General features: G+C 68.0%; 19 protein-coding genes and 1 riboswitch. Of the genes, 11 read left to right on the forward strand and 8 right to left on the reverse strand.

Annotated features, from left to right (window positions below; genetic code table 11):
• Positions 1-29: 29 nt before the first annotated feature.
• The 4 genes from AB0L70_RS13490 to AB0L70_RS13505 are packed head-to-tail and all read left to right on the forward strand — an operon-like array spanning position 30 to position 5,111.
• Positions 30-1,190, forward strand: coding sequence for an FAD-binding oxidoreductase (locus tag AB0L70_RS13490; protein WP_363683483.1), 1,161 nt, complete (start codon positions 30-32; stop codon positions 1,188-1,190).
• Positions 1,187-3,214 carry an FAD-dependent oxidoreductase gene (locus AB0L70_RS13495; RefSeq protein ID WP_363683485.1) on the forward strand — a complete coding sequence of 676 codons (2,028 nt, stop codon included), beginning with the start codon at positions 1,187-1,189 and terminating at the stop codon, positions 3,212-3,214. Before AB0L70_RS13490 ends, AB0L70_RS13495 begins: the two co-directional genes overlap by 4 nt.
• Positions 3,211-4,113 (forward strand): dihydrodipicolinate synthase family protein, encoded by a 903-nt coding sequence (locus tag AB0L70_RS13500; RefSeq protein WP_363683487.1) that lies wholly within the window; start codon positions 3,211-3,213, stop codon positions 4,111-4,113. The genes AB0L70_RS13495 and AB0L70_RS13500 overlap by 4 nt, the downstream gene beginning before the upstream one ends.
• Positions 4,110-5,111: a proline racemase family protein gene (locus AB0L70_RS13505; protein WP_363683489.1), complete on the forward strand. Its 1,002-nt coding sequence runs from the start codon at positions 4,110-4,112 to the stop codon at positions 5,109-5,111. Before AB0L70_RS13500 ends, AB0L70_RS13505 begins: the two co-directional genes overlap by 4 nt.
• Positions 5,112-5,172: 61 nt before the next feature.
• Here AB0L70_RS13505 and AB0L70_RS13510 read toward each other — a convergent pair whose 3' ends face one another.
• Positions 5,173-5,517 carry a UBP-type zinc finger domain-containing protein gene (locus AB0L70_RS13510; protein ID WP_363683491.1) on the reverse strand — a complete coding sequence of 115 codons (345 nt, stop codon included), beginning with the start codon at positions 5,515-5,517 and terminating at the stop codon, positions 5,173-5,175.
• A gap of 186 nt (positions 5,518-5,703) precedes the next feature.
• Positions 5,704-6,342 (reverse strand): HD domain-containing protein, encoded by a 639-nt coding sequence (locus tag AB0L70_RS13515; RefSeq protein WP_363683493.1) that lies wholly within the window; start codon positions 6,340-6,342, stop codon positions 5,704-5,706.
• Between the two features lie 65 nt (positions 6,343-6,407).
• Between AB0L70_RS13515 and AB0L70_RS13520 the strand changes: the two genes are divergently transcribed.
• The gene (locus AB0L70_RS13520) at positions 6,408-7,451 is read left to right on the forward strand and encodes a helix-turn-helix domain-containing protein (protein WP_363683495.1); all 1,044 of its coding nucleotides are present in this window, start codon (positions 6,408-6,410) and stop codon (positions 7,449-7,451) included.
• A gap of 47 nt (positions 7,452-7,498) precedes the next feature.
• Entirely contained in the window at positions 7,499-7,999 is a 501-nt protein-coding gene (locus AB0L70_RS13525) for a VOC family protein (RefSeq protein WP_363683497.1), read from the forward strand.
• Between the two features lie 4 nt (positions 8,000-8,003).
• On the opposite strand, the gene AB0L70_RS13530 is transcribed toward AB0L70_RS13525, so the two are convergent.
• From AB0L70_RS13530 to AB0L70_RS13545, 4 genes are read right to left on the reverse strand one after another with little or no spacing between them, the layout of a single operon-like run.
• Positions 8,004-8,840 (reverse strand): biotin-dependent carboxyltransferase family protein, encoded by an 837-nt coding sequence (locus AB0L70_RS13530; protein WP_363683499.1) that lies wholly within the window; start codon positions 8,838-8,840, stop codon positions 8,004-8,006.
• A gap of 12 nt (positions 8,841-8,852) precedes the next feature.
• Positions 8,853-9,458 carry an allophanate hydrolase subunit 1 gene (locus AB0L70_RS13535; RefSeq protein ID WP_363683501.1) on the reverse strand — a complete coding sequence of 202 codons (606 nt, stop codon included), beginning with the start codon at positions 9,456-9,458 and terminating at the stop codon, positions 8,853-8,855.
• Entirely contained in the window at positions 9,458-10,210 is a 753-nt protein-coding gene (locus tag AB0L70_RS13540) for a 5-oxoprolinase subunit PxpA (protein ID WP_363684099.1), read from the reverse strand. The genes AB0L70_RS13535 and AB0L70_RS13540 overlap by 1 nt, the downstream gene beginning before the upstream one ends.
• 15 nt (positions 10,211-10,225) lie before the next feature.
• A complete protein-coding gene (locus AB0L70_RS13545; protein ID WP_363683503.1) occupies positions 10,226-11,404 on the reverse strand; it encodes an NRAMP family divalent metal transporter in 1,179 nt (392 codons plus the stop codon).
• 313 nt (positions 11,405-11,717) lie between these two features.
• On the opposite strand from AB0L70_RS13545, the gene AB0L70_RS13550 reads away from it, so the two are divergent.
• From AB0L70_RS13550 to AB0L70_RS13560, 3 genes are all read left to right on the forward strand, one after another.
• Positions 11,718-12,440: a GntR family transcriptional regulator gene (locus AB0L70_RS13550; RefSeq protein ID WP_363683505.1), complete on the forward strand. Its 723-nt coding sequence runs from the start codon at positions 11,718-11,720 to the stop codon at positions 12,438-12,440.
• Between the two features lie 110 nt (positions 12,441-12,550).
• Positions 12,551-13,978, forward strand: coding sequence for an aminopeptidase P family protein (locus tag AB0L70_RS13555; protein WP_363683507.1), 1,428 nt, complete (start codon positions 12,551-12,553; stop codon positions 13,976-13,978).
• A 205-nt stretch (positions 13,979-14,183) separates the two neighbouring features.
• Positions 14,184-14,399 carry a hypothetical protein gene (locus AB0L70_RS13560; RefSeq protein WP_363683509.1) on the forward strand — a complete coding sequence of 72 codons (216 nt, stop codon included), beginning with the start codon at positions 14,184-14,186 and terminating at the stop codon, positions 14,397-14,399.
• Between the two features lie 100 nt (positions 14,400-14,499).
• Here the strand turns inward: AB0L70_RS13560 and AB0L70_RS13565 are convergent, their stop codons facing one another.
• On the reverse strand, positions 14,500-15,978 hold the full coding sequence (locus tag AB0L70_RS13565; RefSeq protein WP_363683511.1) for an alpha/beta fold hydrolase: 1,479 nt from the start codon (positions 15,976-15,978) through the stop codon (positions 14,500-14,502).
• A gap of 124 nt (positions 15,979-16,102) precedes the next feature.
• On the opposite strand from AB0L70_RS13565, the gene AB0L70_RS13570 reads away from it, so the two are divergent.
• The gene (locus AB0L70_RS13570) at positions 16,103-16,468 is read left to right on the forward strand and encodes a DUF3817 domain-containing protein (RefSeq protein WP_363683513.1); all 366 of its coding nucleotides are present in this window, start codon (positions 16,103-16,105) and stop codon (positions 16,466-16,468) included.
• A riboswitch (glycine riboswitch) is annotated at positions 16,466-16,558 on the forward strand. Its footprint overlaps the gene before it by 3 nt.
• A gap of 78 nt (positions 16,559-16,636) precedes the next feature.
• Complete coding sequence (locus AB0L70_RS13575; protein WP_363683515.1) at positions 16,637-18,010, forward strand: L-serine ammonia-lyase; 1,374 nt, start codon at positions 16,637-16,639, stop codon at positions 18,008-18,010.
• Here AB0L70_RS13575 and AB0L70_RS13580 read toward each other — a convergent pair whose 3' ends face one another.
• Positions 18,011-18,718, reverse strand: coding sequence for an SDR family oxidoreductase (locus AB0L70_RS13580; RefSeq protein WP_363683517.1), 708 nt, complete (start codon positions 18,716-18,718; stop codon positions 18,011-18,013).
• Between the last annotated feature and the right edge of the window lie 34 nt (positions 18,719-18,752).

Here is an 18,752-nt window from a genome sequence, read left to right on the forward strand (position 1 = left end):
GTGAACGGTTCTGTTCGGAGGTGAGTGCGATGCCCGGAGCTGCGACACCCGATGTGGTGGTCGTCGGTGCGGGCATGGTCGGTGCGGCCTGTGCGGAGGCGTTGTCCGCGGCCGGGGTCCGGGTGCTGGTGATCGACCGCAACGGACCTGCTGGTGGCACGACGGCGGCCGGTGAGGGCAACGTGCTCGTCTCGGACAAGGAGCCCGGGCCTGAGCTCGAGTTGGCGGTGGCGTCGCGGGCCGAGTGGGACGTCGTACGCGATCGGTTGCCGGCGCGGGTCGCGGACGTGGAGTGGGAGTCCAAGGGTGGGGTCGTGGTGGCGACCGGGGATCCTGAGCCGCTCCGGGCGTTTGCGGCCAAGCAGGTGGCGGCCGGCGTGGACGCGCGGGTGATCGGGCCGTCTGACGTTTTCGAGCTGGAGCCTCTGCTCACTCCTCGGGTGACCGTCGGCGTGCACTATCCCGACGATGCGCAGGTGCAACCGGTGCTGGCGGCAACGGCTTTGCTGGCTGCGGTTCGAGATCGCGGGGGTGAGGTGCGGTCGGGCGTGACTGCGCTGGGGTTGCGGGTGTCGGGTGGACGTGTCGTCGGGGTTGAGACGTCGGACGGGGACATCGCGTGCGGCGCCGTACTCAATGCTTGTGGGCCGTGGGCTGGTGCGTTCGGGGCGGCCGCGGGTGCGCCGATCCAGGTGCTGCCGCGGCGCGGGATGATCTTGGTCACGGCGCCGCTGCCGGAGTGCGTGCGACACAAGGTGTACGACGCGGATTACGTCGGCGCGGTCGGGAGTGGGGACGCGGAGCTGCAGACGTCGACGGTGGTCGAGTCGACGCGGGCCGGGACCGTTCTGATCGGGTCGAGCCGGGAGCGAATCGGGTTTGACGACTCGGTCCGCGTGCAGGTGTTGCGTGAGCTCGCGCGGAAGGCGGTCGGGCTGTTCCCGTTCCTGCGTGAGGTTGCGGTGATCCGTGCGTACGGCGGGTTTCGGCCATATGCGCCGGATCATTTGCCGGTTATCGGTGCTGATCCACGGGTGGCCGGCCTCTGGCACGCGACCGGTCACGAAGGGGCGGGCATCGGGCTCGCTCCGTCTACAGGTCGCTTGATCACCGAGCTGTTCCTGGGCCTCGCGCCGCACATCGACCCGTCTCCGTTCCGCGTCGATCGCCCGGCGGTGGTGGCCGCATGACCGCCTATCTCCGGTCGTCTGCGGACGACCCAGCCGAAGTCGGTACGCCGCCTGCTGTCGGCGTCACCGTCGACGGCGTCCCGGTGACGGCCCGCGCCGGCCAGACAGTGGCCGCCGTACTCCTGACTGAAAACCAGCCGTCCTGGCGAACCACCCGGCTCGCCGCCCGCCCGCGAGGCACCTTCTGCGGCATCGGCGCATGCCACGACTGCCTGGTAGTGGTCAACGGAATCCCAGACATCCGGGCCTGCCAACGCACCATCCACCCAGGCGACACGATCACAACCCAACCCGGCGCAGTCCTCCCCACCGCACCCCCGCCAACCGACGAGGTGCCTCCGCGAGCTGGGCCGGCCGAGCGGGTGGAGGGTCACCTCTCCTCCGCCAAGTCGCGGACCGTTTCTTCTCAGCCGCCCCGGAATGCGGCTGATGTTGTTGTGGTGGGAGCTGGTCCCGCGGGGATCGCGGCGGCTCTCGCGGCTGCGGACCAAGGGGCGTCCGTGGTGCTGATTGACAGCGGACGAGCGCTTGGCGGTCAGTTCAACCGTCAGCTCCCGGTGGAGTTTGCAGCTCGACGGCCGGAGAGTCTCCAGCATGGATGGAGCGGGTTTGCGGCGCGCCGAGATCGGGTCACTGCGCATGAGCGGATTACGCACCTGGCCGAGAGCTCGGTCTGGGCGATCGAAGGCCTACGCCTGTGGGTGCAACGCGGTCCGGCTGACGCTCCCGGCCGGGACGTATTCGCCGTAGACGCAAAGGCCGTCGTCCTGGCAACGGGTGCCTACGATCGCGTACTTCCCTTCCCTGGTTGGGATCTGCCCGGCGTCTACAGCGCCGGCGCAGCCCAAGCATTAGCCAAGGGACAACGAATCTCGGTCGGCAAACGAGTCCTCGTCGCCGGAACCGGACCGTTTCTCCTTCCAGTCGCAGAATCCCTGGTAGGCGTAGGTGCCCAGGTCGTCGGACTCCTCGAGGCCAACTCGCTCAAGACCGTCCGCAGAGGCTGGTCCACCGACCCATTAGTTGCCGCCAGCAAACTTCCCGAGGCGATCGGGTACGCCGCCCTCCTCGCCAGACACCGCATCCCGCTCCGCCACGGCTGGACCGTCATAGCCGCCCACGGAACCGACCACGTCGAGGCCGTAACCGTCGTACGCATCGACGAGAACTGGCGTCCCGTCCCCGGCACCGAACGCCGCCTAGAGGTAGACGCCGTCTGCCTGGGCTTCGGCTTCACCGCCCAACTAGAGCTAGCCGTCTCCGCCCGCTGCGACCTAACCACCGGCCCCGACGGCGGCCCAGCCGTAATCGTCGACCACAACCAGCAAACCACCACCCCCGGCATCTACGCCGCCGGCGAACTAACCGGCATAGGCGGCGCCGACCTCTCCACCCAAGAAGGCCACCTAGCCGGCACCCAAGCCGCCCACCACCCCCAAACCACTACAAACCCAGTGAGCGGTCCCGCAACACCCCCCACCAACCCGGTAACCGGTCCCGCGGTGCCTTCCACCAACCCGGTCGGTGGTTCCGCCGCAGCCTCACGTTCCGCCGACTCGGTTGGTGATGCCGCAGCGCCTTCCCCCCACTCGGATGGGGGTGTGCCTTCTTCTTTTCCTTTGAACCCAGTGCGTGGGGTTGAGGAAGCTCGGGCTGGGGTGGGGAAGGGGCGGCGGTTTGCGGCTGCTCTTGCTAAGGCTTACCCGGTGCGGGACGGGTGGAAGGAGTGGAGTGGGCGGGAGACCGTGGTTTGCCGGTGTGAAGAGGTCACGCGCGGGGACATCGAGGACGCGGTCGTCGGGCGACAACTGGACGACGGGCGCGGGCTGAAGCTCACGACCCGGGCAGGGCTAGGAATGTGTCAGGGCAGGGTCTGTTCGCGGACCGTCGCCGCATTGGCAGCCGGGCAGGACGACTTACGAATACCAAGCATGAAACGACCGATCGCCGTGCCAATTCGGCTGGGCGATCTGGCTGGGGCGCAGGCAGCGCCTGGTGATTCCACGACCGAGGAGGAAGAGTGAGCGAGAAGTTGGACGGCGTGATCGTCGCCACCGCGTTGCCGTACGCCGAGGATGCGACGGCGCCGGCGGGTTTGCGTCCTGACCTGGACAAGTTCGCCGAGCACTGCCGGTGGCTGATCGACAACGGCTGCCGCGGAGTCGGCCCGAACGGATCGCTCGGCGAGTACTCGTCCCTGACCGACGACGAGCGAAGAGCAGTAGCGCGGACCGCGATCGAGGCCGTCGGGGACGACGGTGTCGTGGTCGTCGGCGTACACGGAGTCGGCGCACACCAGGCACGTGCCTGGGCGGAGAAGGCGGCCGAGGACGGAGCGGACGGCGTACTCTGCCTGCCGCCGACCATGTACCGCGCGAACCGCGGCGAGGTGATCAACCACTTCACCGAGGTCGCGAAGGCCGGCCTCCCGGTGATGGTCTACAACAACCCGATCGACACCAAGGTCGACCTCACCCCAGACATCCTCGCCGAGATCGCACAGATCGAGAACATCGTCGCGGTGAAGGAGTTCTCCGGTGACGTCCGCCGCATCCTCGAGATCCGCGAGCTCGCGCCGGACTTGGCCGTCATCGCCGGCGCCGACGACCTGACGCTGGAGGCGCTGCTGATGGGTGCCACCGGCTGGTTCGCCGGGTTCCCGAACGTCTTCCCGGCGGAGTCGGTCCGTTTGTATGACCTCGCCGTACAGGGCAAGCTGGAAGAGGCCCGAGCGCTGTACGAACCGCTGGTCGCCGCTTTCCGGTGGGACTCGCGGCCTGAGTTCGTCCAGGCGATCAAGTGGGGCATGGACTACGTCGGCCGGTACGGCGGACCGTGCCGCCCGCCGCGTGGGCCGCTGGTCCCCGAGCACCTCGCGCAACTGGAGCAGGACATGAAGAAAGCCGTGGAATCCCTCACATGAGGTCCATCCGCACGATCAGCGCGATCGACTCACACACCGAGGGGATGCCGACCCGCGTCGTGACCGGTGGCGTGGGTGTCGTCCCCGGTACGACGATGGCCGAGCGGCGCGAGTACTTCATCAAGAACCTGGACGACCTGCGGTTGTTCCTGATGAACGAGCCGCGCGGTCATGCGGCGATGAGCGGCGCGATCCTGCAGCCGCCGACCCGTTCCGACGCGGACTGGGGTGTCCTCTACATCGAGGTCTCCGGTTGCCTGCCGATGTGCGGTCACGGGACGATCGGCGTGGCGACCGTGCTGGTCGAGTCCGGCATGGTCGAGGTGACCGAGCCGACCACCGTGGTCCGGCTCGACACCCCGGCCGGCTTGATTGTCGTGGATGTTGCCGTGAGCAACGGTCGCGCGGAGCACGTGACCTTGCGCAACGTCCCGTCGTACAGCCATGCCCTGGACGCGAAGGTGGACGTGCCGGGTCTCGGTCCGGTGACCTACGACCTCGCGTACGGCGGCAACTTCTATGCGATCCTGCCGCTGGACCAGCTCGGGATCCCGTTCGACCGGGCCGAGAAGGACCGCATCCTCCAGGCCGGTCTCGACATCATGGATGCGATCAACGCAACCGACCGGCCGGTGCATCCGCTCGATCCTGGGATCAACGGCTGCAAGCACGTCCAGTTCACCGCCCCGGGGACGGGCGGCGCCGACTCACGCAACGCGATGGCGATCCATCCGGGCTGGTTCGATCGGTCGCCGTGTGGGACCGGTACGTCGGCCCGGATGGCGCAGTTGCATGCCCGCGGCGAACTCGCCCTCAACACCGACTACGTGAACGAGTCCTTCATCGGCACCCGCTTCACCGGCCGCCTGATCGAAGAAACCACAGTCGGCGACTACCCAGCCGTCGTACCCACCGTCACCGGCCGAGCCTGGATAACCGGCACAGCCAACTACCTCCTAGACCCAGACGACCCCTTCCCATGCGGCTTCGTCCTGTAGCCGCATGGGTGAGCGTTCCAGCCGGACTCATCCGGTCAGCTGGGGTCCAGGTGCTGTGGGGTTAGCGGTGGAGTTGGGATTGCCAGTCTTCGGGGACGTTGCCGCCGGGGACGGATTGGTCTTCGGGGCGGGATTCTGGTGGGGCTAGTTTCGGGCCGTCGTAGTACTGGGACTCGCCGTAGTGCCAGAACCAGTCTTCGCCCGGCTCGAAGCTGCGGACGATCGGGTGCCCGCTCGAAGCCGCGTGGGCCGAGGCGTGCTGGGCCGGCGACGAGTCGCAGCAGCCGATGTGGCCGCACTGGGCGCAGCGCCGCAGATGGAACCACCAACCGTCGACCGCCAAGCAGTCCGCACAACCGGCCCCACTCGGTGGGACCGCACTGTCGATCCCCGCAGTTTCCGTCATAGCCGACATCCTCGCGCGCCCACCGCCCCCGGACAACCCACCCGGACAAGCGACCCCGGACAACCCACCCGGACATGCGACCCCGGACGAGCGCCCCGGCCCAGCGGCCCCGGATGAGGCGCCTGGGACAAGCCATCTCTCCGGCAGCAGCTGCCCGAGCCGCCTACCCGACCGCCTGTGGGGCGGTTACTCGGGCCAGGGGGAGGTCTTGATTACTTCTACGAAGTCGGCGCGGTGGAAGCCGGGGTGGAAGTGTTCGAGTACGTCGGCTTTGACGTTGCCGAAGGTGGTGTCCGGCCGATCCTTGATGCCTTCGGTGAACGCGGCCAGGATCTGATTCTTGAAGTTTGGGCGGGGGTGGGCTGTGGTGACGGCTGTGCGTTGGGCATCGGTGATCGCGTTGTAGCCGATGCCGAGTACGTCGAGTTCGACGCCTCGGGTGACGAGTGCGACCTCGGCGGCCATGTGCAGGGGGATTTCTGGGGTCGTGTGGAGGGCGATGCCTGTCCAGACTCGGTCGGCCGGATCGCCGGTGATGCCGTGGGAATGCAGGAAGCGGCGGGCTTCGTCAGCACCGTCCAGCTCGAAGCGCTGGTCCGTACGACGGAACCGCTCGGTCAACCCGAGATCGTGGAACATGGCGCCGACGTACAACAGCTCCGGATCGAACTGCGATCCATGCTCGAGCCCACGCAGCGAACCGAACAGGAACACCCGCCGCGAGTGGTCGAACAACAGCGGCGACGCCACCTCCCGAACCAGCTCGGTCGCCTCGCGAGCCATTGTGCTGTCCGGGATTCGCACGCCGGCAATCTCTTCGGTCATCGTCTGCTGCCTTCCGCTGAACTCGTTGTCCTGCCCAGATTCGCCGGAACGGCTACGCTGGCGCCATGTCCATCACGCCATCTGAACCACAGATCCGGACACGGCGGGTCGCATTCGTGGTGTACGACGGAGTGACGCTGCTCGACGTCACCGGCCCACTCGAGGTCCTCCACCAGGCGAACCGCGACAGCCCGCGCTACGAGACCGTGCTGGTGTCTCCGACTGGTGGTGAAGTGCGGGCCGCGTCCGGAGTGACGCTCGCCGGCACAGTCAGCTCACTGGCAAAGGTCGACGCAGTGGCACAGGGCTCGCTGGCACCGGGCTCGCTGGCAGAGGTCGACGCGGTGGCAGGGGTCGACACGGTGGTTGTGGCCGGTGCGGATCATCTCGTGGATCGGGTGCCCGACGAGGTCCTGAAGCTGACCGCCGAGCTGGCCGAAGGAGCCGGACGAGTCACGTCGGTCTGCAGCGGTGCGTTCGTGCTCGCGGCGCTCGGCCTGCTCGACGGCCGTCGGGCGACCACGCACTGGCGGCATGCGGCCGCGATGGCGCGGCAGTATCCGGAGGTGGCGGTCGAGCCCGACGCCCTGCATATCAGCGACGGGCGCTACATCACCTCGGCCGGGATCAGCGCGGGTATCGATCTCGCGCTCGCGTTGGTCGAGGCGGATCACGGTGCCGAAGTGGCACGGTCCGTCGCCCGCGAGCTGGTCGTATACCTGCAGCGGCCAGGCGGGCAGTCGCAGTTCTCGACGGCGATCGCGACCCCGCCGGCGCGGAGCGACGTACTGCGAGTGGCGACAGACGCGGTCGTGGCAGATCCGGCGGGAGACCACAGCTTGTCGCGTCTGGCGGCGTCGGCGGCGGTGAGTGCGCGGCACCTGACCCGTCTCTTCCACAGCGAGTTCCGGACCACCCCGAGCCGGTGGGTCGAACGGGTGCGCCTGGATCGGGCTCAACAGCTGTTGCTCGACGGTCACAGCATCACCACGGCAGCCCGGCTGAGCGGTCTGGGCAGCGACGAGACTCTGCGCCGGGCCTTCGCCCGCCATGTCGGCACCACTCCCACCGAGTACCTCAAACGATTCCACCGGACGGCTCGAAGTTGAGGCAGTAGCGGACAAAACCTGGCCGCTATCACCGGAAGACTGAGGGCATGACGACACAGCAGATCCCCGGTGGTAAGTCGACCGTCACGCCGTACGTAGCGGTCAAGGGAGCCGATCGGTTCCTCGAGTTTGTCGAGCAAACCTTCGAGCTCCCCAGCACCTTCCGCGTACTCAACCAGGACGGCACGATCGGCCACGCCGAGATCACTGTCGGCACGTCGGTGCTGATGGTGTTCGACGCCGCGCCGGAGTGGCCGGACACACCGAGCTTCCTGAGTGTGTACGTCGACGACGTCGACACCGTCTACGCACGCGCGCTCGCCGCCGGCGCCACGGTGGTGACCGAGCTGATGAACTCGAAGATCACCGGCGACCGCGGCGGCCGGGTGAAGGATCCGCTGGGCAACATCTGGTGGCTGCAGACCCACCTCGAGGACGTCGACCCCGCTCGCCTCGGGGAGTTGTTCGCCGATCCGGACGAGGCTGCCCTGATGCGGCACGCACAGCAAACGTTCGCCGACGAGATGCTGAGCCGCGTCACCCGCTGACCAACTAGCCGATCAACCGGACGGCCTGGCCGGGGCGGGCCTGGGCGCAGAGGTCCACGTCCGTCCCGGCGACGTAGGCGATGACGGGATAGCCGCCGGTGACGGGATGGTCGGCGAGGAAGATGACCGGGGTGCCGGACGGTGGGATCTGGATCGCGCCGAGAGACATCCCCTCGCTGGCGAGTTCGCCGGTGAAGGCCCGTTCGAGCGGCTCACCGTCCAGCCGTACGCCGACCCGGTTGCTCGCACTGCTCACCTGATAGGTCTGCGTCACCAGCGACCTCCACCCGTCGTCCGTGAACCAGTCCCGCCGCGGCCCAGGAGTCACGCGTACGACGAGTTCGCCGCCCGCCGGGTCCGCCACCGGAGCCAGATCGACCCCCGGCATCGGCCCGTACGACTGCCCGACCGTCAACGTCTGACCCGCAGCCAGCGGCGCCGGCCCGAGACCGGACAGCAGATCGGTAGAACGAGATCCCAGCACCGGAGGTACGTCGATCCCGCCCCGCACCGCGACGTACGTCCGCAATCCACTGCGCGGCGGGCCGAACCGCAGGACCTGCCCGGCCTGCACCAAAGCAGGTGCGTTGAGTGGAACGCCAGGACAAGGAGCCCCGGTGACAGCAATGACCAGGTCGGTGTCGGCGTGCAGGACGAGACCGCCGAAGGTGACCTCGATGGCCGCCGCGCCGACCTCGTTTCCGACCAACCGGTTGGACAGCGCGTACGACGTACGGTCGCAAGCACCCGACCCGGGGATACCGAGCGCGGCCTGACCGGCCCGGCCGCAATCCTGAATCGTTGCCAAAGGCCCCGATTCCAGCACCGTGAGGCTACCCATCGACGGCCCCGCTCATCCACGACCCGCGTCGACGAACCGGACCCGGCGACCCGGATGGAACAGCGCCGCGGGATCACGGTCGGGGTCGAAGACCCTCACGTCGGTCCGCCCGATCAACTGCCAACCCCCGGGCGACTCCCGCGGATAAACCCCGCTGAACTCACCAGCCAGCCCCACCGCCCCCGTCGGCACCTTCGTCCGCGGGGACTTTCGCCGCGGAATATCCCACGACCCCGCCCCCGTCAGGTAGCCGAAGCCCGGCGCGAAGCCGCAGAACGCCACCGTCCACTCATCACCGGTATGGCGTTCGATCACCTCGTCGACGCCGCACCCGAGCAGCGAAGCCACGTCCGCAAGATCCTCGCCGTCATAGACCACCGGCAACTCGATCAGGTCACCCTCCGCACGAGCTCCCGACGCCGGGACGACCGCGCGAAGCGCCGCATCCAACGCATCCAAACGACCACCAGTGCTGACCATGACGGTGCGACCGGCCGGAACGATGTCCACAACGTCAGCGGGTGGGTCGGCGGTCAGAGCGGTGTAGAAGCCCAGGACCTCGTCGAGGTCCTCGAGTTCGACCAGCAGGGCGTGATCGCCGGACGGCAGGATCCGCATCACCCGGCGAACGGGCTCAGAGTCACGCCCGCTCCCTCCATCGCCGTGCGCACCCGACGCGCGATGTCGACCGCACCCGGGGTGTCCCCGTGGACGCAGATCGATGCCGGCTCCAACTGAAGCGAGCCACCCGAGTTGTCCTGGATCGGCTGACCTGTCGCCATCGCCGTACACCGAGCGGCGATCTCGTCCGCGTCGTGCAGGACGGATCCATCGAGCCGCCGCGACACGAGCGTGCCCTCAGGCGTGTACGCACGGTCCGCGAACGCCTCATGCACAACGGGGAGCCCGGCCTCGGCCGCGAGCCGGAGCCAGGCCGATCCGGGGAGCCCGAGCACCGGAAGCGTCCGGTCGTAGTCAGCCACCGCACCAACCACAGCAGCGGCCTGCTCCTCGTGGTGCCCGATCGTGTTGTACAGCGCTCCGTGCGGCTTCACGTACCGGACCCGGTCGCCCGCGATCCGGGCGAACGCGTCCAGCGCACCGATCTGATAGACGACCTCATCACGCAAGACAGCCGGCTCGATGTCGACGAACCGCCGGCCGAAACCGGCTTTGTCGGCGTACCCGACGTGCGCACCGATCGCGACCCCGCGCTCGACCGCCACCGCAGTCACGCGGCGCATGATCGACGGATCACCGGCGTGGAAACCGCAGGCCACGTTGGCACTGGTGACGACCTCCAGCAAGGCACTGTCGTCGCCCATCGACCACGAGCCGAACCCTTCGCCGAGGTCCGCGTTGAGATCCATCAACATCCCTCCAAGTTAGAGCAGCCCGACAATGGACCGAACGGCCAGATACACAGTGAGCAGCCAGGCGGCCCCACCCAGCCAGAGCAGCCACCGCGGATACCGGTGCCCGCGCAGCAGGTCGGCACGCTGCCACGCCACCCACAGCAGTACGCCGACTCCCAGCGGCAACAGCACGCCGTTGAACGCGCCGGCGAAGACCAGCAGCCGAGCAGGTGCAGTGCCGAGGGCCAGATAGATCACCGTCGCGACGGCGATGAACAGCACAATCAGAACCGTCCGGGTCCCGTCCGAAGTCTTCGTCCGCGACGTGACGAAGGAGACGGTCGTGTACGCCGCTCCGACCACAGAAGCGATCGCACCCGCCCACAGGACCAGGCCGAACGCCCGCAACCCGAACTCACCCGCCGCCTGCTCGAAGGCGGACGCGGTCGGGTTCGCCGGATCCAGCCGGGCGCCGCCCGCGACGACTCCGAGGACGGCAAGGAACAGTACGACGCGCATCAGTCCGGTGATCAGGATCCCGCCGACCGAGGCCAGGTTGATCGTCCGCACCTCGCGAGGTCCGGACACCCCGGAGTCCAGCAGCCGGTGCGGACCGGAGTACGTGATGTAGCCGCCGATGGTGCCGCCGATCAGGGTGAGGATGACGAGGAAGTCCACGTGTGCGGGCAGTACGACGTTGTGCAGGGCCGAACCCACGGGCGGATCCGACGTGATGGCGACGTACCCGGTCAGCAGGATCACCATCGAACCGAGGACGATCACCACCCGGTCCAGCGCGACGCCGGCGCGCTTGCCCAGGAAGATGCCGATGGCAACCACTGCGGAGAGTGCGGCGCCGAGCCGCGGGTCCAGGCCGAGCATCGCCGAGGTCCCGAGCCCGGTCCCGGCCACGTTCCCGACCGTGAACACCAGGCCACCGGCGAACAGCAGCGCGGCCATCGTCGTGCCGAGGCGTGGTGCGACCAGGTTCCCCAGCTCCTGAGCCCGGCGGCCCGAGACGCCGATGACCCTCCAGACGTTGAGTTGGACGGCGATGTCGATCAGCACCGACACCACGATCGCGAACGCGAACGCCGCTCCGAGCGAGACCGTGAAGAGCGTGGTCTGGGTCAGGAACCCGGGCCCGATCGCGGAGGTGGCCGTCAGGAACATCGCGCCGATCACCGTCGAACGGCTGCCGGTCTTCATCGCAGTGTGCGGAGTCTTCCGTCCAGCCACCGGTGTGAGCTGGCGGGCGTAGGGATTGGTACGGCGTACTACCGGCTTGGAACTGGGACGTCGGTGCGGTCGTTTCGCGACGGGCTGGGACATGGCGGTGGCTCCTGGATCGGCAGTGAGCTATCGGATGGTCTCCACGGTTTCGGCGGCACCACAGGTAGGGGTGCATAGGTGGCGGTGAGTGACGGGCGGATGACACGAGAGTAGAGATTGTTCAACAATCCTGCAAGAGTTTTGTTCTACTAAACTTCCGTGAACGCCTCAGGTGAGCGATGATGCGGAGATGAGCACGGGTGAGGCCGAGGTAGGCAGACAGGCGTGGTTGCGGACAGTCGCGGCCGATGTCGCGCGCCTGGACCGGAGCAGTTCGGCCGAGCGGGCCGCCGACATCCTGCGGCGCAGCATCACCGAGGGGGCCTTGCCGCCCGGCGCCCAGCTATCCGAGGTCGAGCTGACCGAGGTGCTGGAGGTCAGCCGGAACACGCTGCGCGAAGCCTTCCGGCTGCTGACCCATGAAGGACTTCTGGTCTACAAGCTGCATCGCGGCGTCTTCGTCCCGGAGCTGGACGAGAACGACGTGGTGGATCTCTACCGCCTCCGCCGGGTGCTCGAGGTCGACGTGATCCGCGGACTGATCGATCGGGATCCGGAGCTGCCGGCCGATCGGCTCGAGCCGTTGCAGGACGATGTCGAAGCCGCCGAGGCGGCCGCGCGCGCGGACCGCTGGCCGGCGGTGGGTACGGCGAACATGCGATTCCATCAGCACCTGATCGGTCTCGCCGACAGTGCGCGGATGGACGCGATGACGGGCCGGCTCCTGGCCGAGCTGCGGCTCCTCTTCCATGTGATCGCGGCCCCGCGTGAGCTGCACGAGCCCTACATCGCCCGTAACCGTGGGCTTTTCGAGCTGCTCGAGGCGCGCAAGTACGACCAGGCCGCGGCCGACTTGCATCAGTACCTGATCGACTCCGAACAAGGCATCCTCGGCGCGTTCCGCACGCGCTGAACGGGGAACGATCCGCCCTGATCTTGAATTGATCCGATAAGGGCTTGCGAGCGCTTAAAAGACCTGCGTTGATGAACAATGACCGTCAGCTGCAAAGGGGAGCTCAGCTCATGACCGACGACCGGACCGAACAGACGCCGAAGTCCTACCGCCCCATCGACGCCAAGGGTTTCCGGGAGTTCATCTCGCGTGGCTGGGGGCCGGTCGACCGGTCGGTGACGTTGCCCGACGGGCTGGCCGAGGCGGCCGCCGAGCATCGGCGGAAGCTGTCGGCCGCGCTGCCGGGCCGGCGGATCGCGCTCGGGGCCGGACGGGCGCCCGTACGGTCGAACGACACGGACTTCCAGTTCCGCGCGGACAGCGACTTCGTCTGGCTGACCGGGTGCCAGGCGGAGGGTTCCGTACTGGTGCTGTCGGGCGACGGCGAAGCGACCCTGTACCTGCGTGAGACGGCTGGGCCGGAGGAGGCGGACTTCTTCGCCAACGCGCGTGACGGTGAGCTGTGGATAGGCCCGGTGCCGGGGCTCAAGGACTGGTCGGACGCGCTGCAGATCGCCTGCCGCCCGATCGAGGAACTGTCGTCGGCCGTGCGCGGCGCGGTGCCGTTCATGCTGTCGGTCCCCGGCGTCGAGCCGATGCTGGACGCGCTGGTCCGTACGTCGCCGACGGACGGCAACTCGCTGCGGCAGACACTGGCCGAGCTGCGCCGGATCAAGGACGACTGGGAGCTGGACCAGCTGCGCGAGGCCGTCGCGGCCAGCGTGCTCGCGTTCGGTGACGTGGCGAGTGAGCTGCCCGAAGCGATCCGGGGTGGCGGCGAGCGGTGGCTGCAGGGCACCTTCGACCGGCGTGCGCGGACCGCGGGCAACGGCGTCGGCTACGCCTCGATCGTTGCTGCTGGCAAGCACGCGCCGGTGCTGCACTGGGTCCGCAACGACGGCCCGGTGAACGAGGGCGACGTGATCCTGCTCGACGCCGGCGTCGAGACCCGGACCCTCTACACCGCCGACGTGACCCGGACGTTCCCGGCCACCGGTGAGTACACAGCGGCCCAGCGGCAGGTGCACGACCTCGTCCACAAGGCACAGCTGGCCTCACTCGAGGCGGTCAAGGTGGGAGCGCCGTACCGGGCCTTCCAGTACGAGGCGCTGCGGGTGCTGGCCGAGGGCCTTCGGGACTGGGGTCTGCTGGACGTGTCGATGGACGAGCTGCTCGGCCCGGACGGGCAGCAGCACCGGCGGTACATCGTCTGCGGGACCGGGCACTACATCGGCCTCGACGTCCACGACTGCGACGCGTCCCGGCCGGAGGCCTACTTCGCCGGCGACATCGAGGCCGGGATGGCACTCGCCGTCGAGCCCGGCCTGTACTTCCACCCGAACGACGAGACCGTCCCGCCGGAGCTGCGCGGTATCGGCATCCGGATCGAGGACAACGTCGTCGTCCACGCCGACGGCCTGGAGATCCTCACCAAGGACCTCCCGATCACCACCGACGGCCTGGAGCAGTGGACCAAGAACCAGCTCAACCGCCGGTAATCAAGCGATCGCTCAAAATTAACCGTCACCTGCAGTAACACTTCTCGGGCCGGGCCCGATATAGCGAGCGGGGGAGGGTCGAACTCGGCCCGGCGCGTGGAGTGGGGGGCCGCGGACCACGCGCCGGGGCCGAGTCGGCCTGGACTGGGACCAGGGGGGACCCAGCATCCTGGGGCCACGGGGAGTAGTCATCATGAATCTACGGGTGCGTGTAGTTCATTACGGAGTTCAGCACTGGTACGCCGACATCGACGATGCCGACGATCCGCAACCCGACGATCCGTTCTGGTACGTCGACCATTGCCGATCGCAGCGCCAGGCACTCGAAACCGCCTGCGCCGAGCTGCGGCTGCTGGCGAACCGAGTGGTCCAGGGCGATCATCTCGACCGCGTCCTCGACGTCAGCGGCGTACCGGTCTGAGCCACGACTCCCGGGCCGGCGTTTGTTGGGAACGCCGGCCCGGGGCTGCTCAGCCGGCTGGCTGCCCAGCCGACCAGGGTCCCCTCAGCCGGTCGGCTGGTCAGCCGGTCGGTTGGACGGCTGCGCAACTGGTGCCGCGCTTCGGCACCCGGCGGTCGATCAGGTAGGCGTCGATCGTCGACAGCATGCACGGGCTCGAGTTGTAGCTGCCGTGTCCCCAGCCTTCATACGTGAGCAGTACGCCGTACTTCCCGAGCTGCCGCTCGACGTTCCGGGCCGAGGCATAGCCGGTCGCCGGGTCGTGGATCGCGTTGGCGAGCAGGACCGGCGTCTTCAGGTCGCGGACCTTCAGCACGTGCTGCGGGTTGTTCGACTTGGGTCCACCGAGGCAGTTCGAGACGGCCATCAGCTGGCCCGGATACGGCATGTCCGGATACTTCCGGGCGAGCCTGTCGAGGAGTCCGGCGTACTCGCGGTAGTCCCGCACCGGCAGGTTCCAGTCCTGGCAGAACGGCGCCAGGGTGTTGTTCACCAACCCGGTCGGCACGGGGGCCTGCCCGGTCGGCGGCTCGCTCTCGTCGAGCGTCTTCAGCATCGTTGCCAACGCACGCCAGTCCGGGTCGTAGAACTGCCGGAACACCGTGAAGCTCAGGTTGAACGGCGTGATCGCGACGGTCGGCCGGCGCGGATCCGGGATCTCACCGTTGCCCGCCCGCTTCAGCAGGTCGGCCCAGAGCGCCCGCACATCGCGACCGTGCAGTACACAGTCCGTTGCCTGATCGCACCATTTCACGAACTCGTCGAACGAGTCCTCCACCGGTGCCGCCTGCGAGTCGAGGAACGCGCGCGTGGTCGGGGAGCTGTGGTCGTGCACGCTCTCCAGGACGAGTGCGCGAGTACGGCGCGGATAGGTCTCGGCGTACTGCGCACCGAGCATCGTCCCGTACGACGAACCGTGGAACGAGATCTGCGCTTCGCCGAGGGCCGACCGGATCGCGTCCACGTCACGCACCGTCTGCCAGGTGTCGATGTGGTCGTAGAGCGGGCCGGTGTTCTTGCGGCAGTCCGTGGCCAGCGTGCGGTTGAAGCGTACGGTCGCGTCGAAGTCGGCCTGGCTCGTCAGTAGTGGCGACGGCTGCTGGGACAGCAGGGCAGCGGAACACATCACCGGGTTGCTGCGGGCGATCCCGCGCGGATCGAAGCTGACGATGTCGAAGCGGTCCTGCAGTTCGGGGCTGAACCGGCTGATCCCGGTCTTGATCCGGTCGACGCCGGAGTCACCGGGACCGCCCGGACCGAACACCAGGACCCCGACGCGTTCGCTCGGGGACTTCGCCGTACGCCGGGCAATCGCCAGGCCGAACGTCGGTCCGTCGGGGTGGTGCCAGTCGATCGGAAGCTGGAGGGTCGCGCACTGCGATCCCTTCACCTCGTCGGGATCGTCCTTGCCTTCGGGCTTGCAGTCGGACCACTGGATCGTGGTCTTGGTGGTCGTTGCCGATACCGGGAGCGTGATGAGCCCAGCGGTCGCGACACCCAGCGCCACTCCACCTGCGAGGACGCGTCGTGTGAACTTCATACGGAGGATCTCCTGTCTGCGGAAAGCCTCTTCATCGTTCGGCAATCGGTTGCTCGGGCACATCGGTGATGAACCCGGTGCGACCCGGGGCCGGGCTTGGGGGACTTGTTAGGGTCGGTCGCTGATGACTACTGGTGTGGGTAACAGGCATGCGGTGTGGTTCCGGACGGTGGCGATCGCCGAGGCGATCTCGTGGACCGGATTGCTGATCGGGATGCTGTTCAAGTACGTGCTGTCCGACAACGAGATCGGGGTGAAGATCTTCGGCCCGATCCACGGCGGCATCTTCATCGCGTACGTCGTGACCGTGCTGCTCGTGCGTGGGCCGCTGCGCTGGTCCTGGCCGGTGACGCTGGCCGCGCTGGCGGCGAGCGTTCCCCCGTTGTTCACCTGGTTCTTCGAGATGTGGTTGGTGCGGACCGGCCGGATTGACGTTGGTGGGCGGACCGCCGTACCGTCCACAGCGTCAGTCAACTCAACAGCCGCATGAACCCGTGCGGGAGAGTCCCAGGCGTGACCTGGGCGCCGTAGGAGCAACTCTCCCCAAGAATCTCTCAGGCACCTTCACCGCACGGGCGAGGCACCTCTGGAAGGCATCTGCCCAACAGAGCGGGGAGGACACCAACGGTCAACGGCGACCGGAAGGAACCTCCACACGATGGCGATCAGCGTCTTCGATCTGTTCAGTATCGGGATCGGCCCGTCCAGCTCCCACACCGTGGGACCGATGCGTGCCGCCCGCACCTTCGCGCTCGGTCTGGCCGACGCCGGCCTGCTGGCCGCGACCACGACCGTCGAGGCGCAACTCTTCGGCTCGCTCGGGGCGACCGGGCACGGTCACGGCAGCAACAAGGCCGTCCTGCTCGGGCTCGAGGGCGAGGATCCCGAGACGATCGCCACGCATGCGGTGGACGCGCGGGTCGAGACGATCCGGGAACGCGGTCGGCTGCGGCTCGGCGGGACGCACGAGATCGCGTTCGACGAGAACACCGATCTGATCATGCACCGGCGCAAGGCGCTGCCGTACCACCCGAACGGGATGTCCTTCCTGGCCCGTGGTTCTGGCGGCGAGGTGCTGCGGGAGCGCACGTACTACTCGGTCGGCGGTGGCTTCGTCGTCGACGAGAACGCGGCCGCCGGTGACCGGATCGTCCCGGACACGACCCCGTTGAAGTACCCGTTCACGACCGGCGCGGAGTTGCTCGACCGGTGCCGCGAGTCGCAGCTCTCGATCAGCGAGGTGATGCTCGCGAACGAGTTGGCCTGGCGGACCGAGGACGAGATCCGGTCCGGGCTGCTGCACATCTGGCAGGTCATGCAGGACTGCGTCCGCGAGGGCTGCGAGACCGAAGGCATCCTGCCGGGCGGTCTGAAGGTGCCGCGGCGGGCCCATGCGCTGCACACCAAGCTCACCCAGGATCCCTGGTCGGTCGATCCGCTGAAGGTGATGGACTGGGTCAACCTGTTCGCGCTGGCGGTGAACGAGCAGAACGCGTCCGGCGGCCGGATCGTCACCGCTCCGACGAATGGTGCCGCCGGCATCATTCCCGCCGTACTGCACTACTACCGGCGCTTCGTGCCGGGGGCAACCGATGACGGCGCGGTCCGGTTCCTGCTGACCGCCGGCGCGATCGGCGTGCTGTACAAGGAGAACGCGTCGATCTCCGGTGCCGAGGTCGGCTGCCAGGGCGAGGTCGGCTCCGCCTGCTCGATGGCCGCCGCGGGGTTGTGCGAGGTCCTCGGCGGTACGCCGCTCCAGGTCGAGAACGCGGCCGAGATCGCGATGGAGCACAACCTCGGCCTGACCTGCGACCCGGTCGGCGGCCTGGTGCAGATCCCGTGTATCGAACGGAACGCGATGGCGTCGGTGAAGGCGATCAACGCGTCCCGGATGGCGATGCACGGCGACGGCGTCCACGTCGTCACGCTGGACAAGGTGATCAAGACGATGCGCGAGACCGGCGCGGACATGAAGATCAAGTACAAGGAGACCTCCCGCGGCGGCCTCGCCGTCAATGTCATCGAGTGCTGATCACCAGGGCACGGTTCCGGTCAGGCTGAGGTATTCACCGGTCGGTCCGTCGGGGCCGATCTGAGCCAGCCGGACGATGATCTCGGCGCCCTGCTCGACGGTCTGGTCGCCGCGGTGCCCGTTGAAATCGGTCGCGGTGTAGCCGGGGTCGACTGTGTTGATCCGCAGTTCCGGCAGTTGCCGTGCGTACTGGACCGTGAGCATGTTGAGCGCCGCCTTCGACGAGCCGTAGCCCGGTGCCGGGACCCAGACCGGGACCGCGGCGGGATATGCCTCCGGGTCGACCGCGGCGGCGATCGAACCGAGACCGCTGGACACGTTCACGACGACCGGGTTGGCGCTGCGCTCCAGCAACGGGAGGAACCGGTGCAGCATCCGGATCGGCCCGAACACATTGACGTCATAGATCAGGTGAAGGTCGTCGGCGGTGAGTTCGCGAGCCGTCCGTCGCGGACCGAAGACGCCGGCGTTGTTGACGAGTACGTCGAGCCCACCCGCCTCGGCCTCGAGTTGCTGGGCCGCGCTGTCGACGGACTCGTCGCTGGTGACGTCGAGCGGCAGGTACTGCGCGCCGAGGGTGGATGCAGCCTCCTTGCCGCGCTGAGGATCGCGGGCGCCGATGTAGACGGTGTGTCCGGCGGCGATCAGTTGCCGGGCGGTCTCGAATCCGAGGCTCTTGTTGCCTCCGGTGATGAGTGTCGTGGTCATGCCTTCACCCTCGCGCCAGGGCGCCGGGCCAGGT

Origin of the sequence: Kribbella sp. NPDC051952 (assembly GCF_040680855.1) — a bacterium.
Taxonomy (GTDB): Bacteria; Actinomycetota; Actinomycetes; order Propionibacteriales; family Kribbellaceae; genus Kribbella.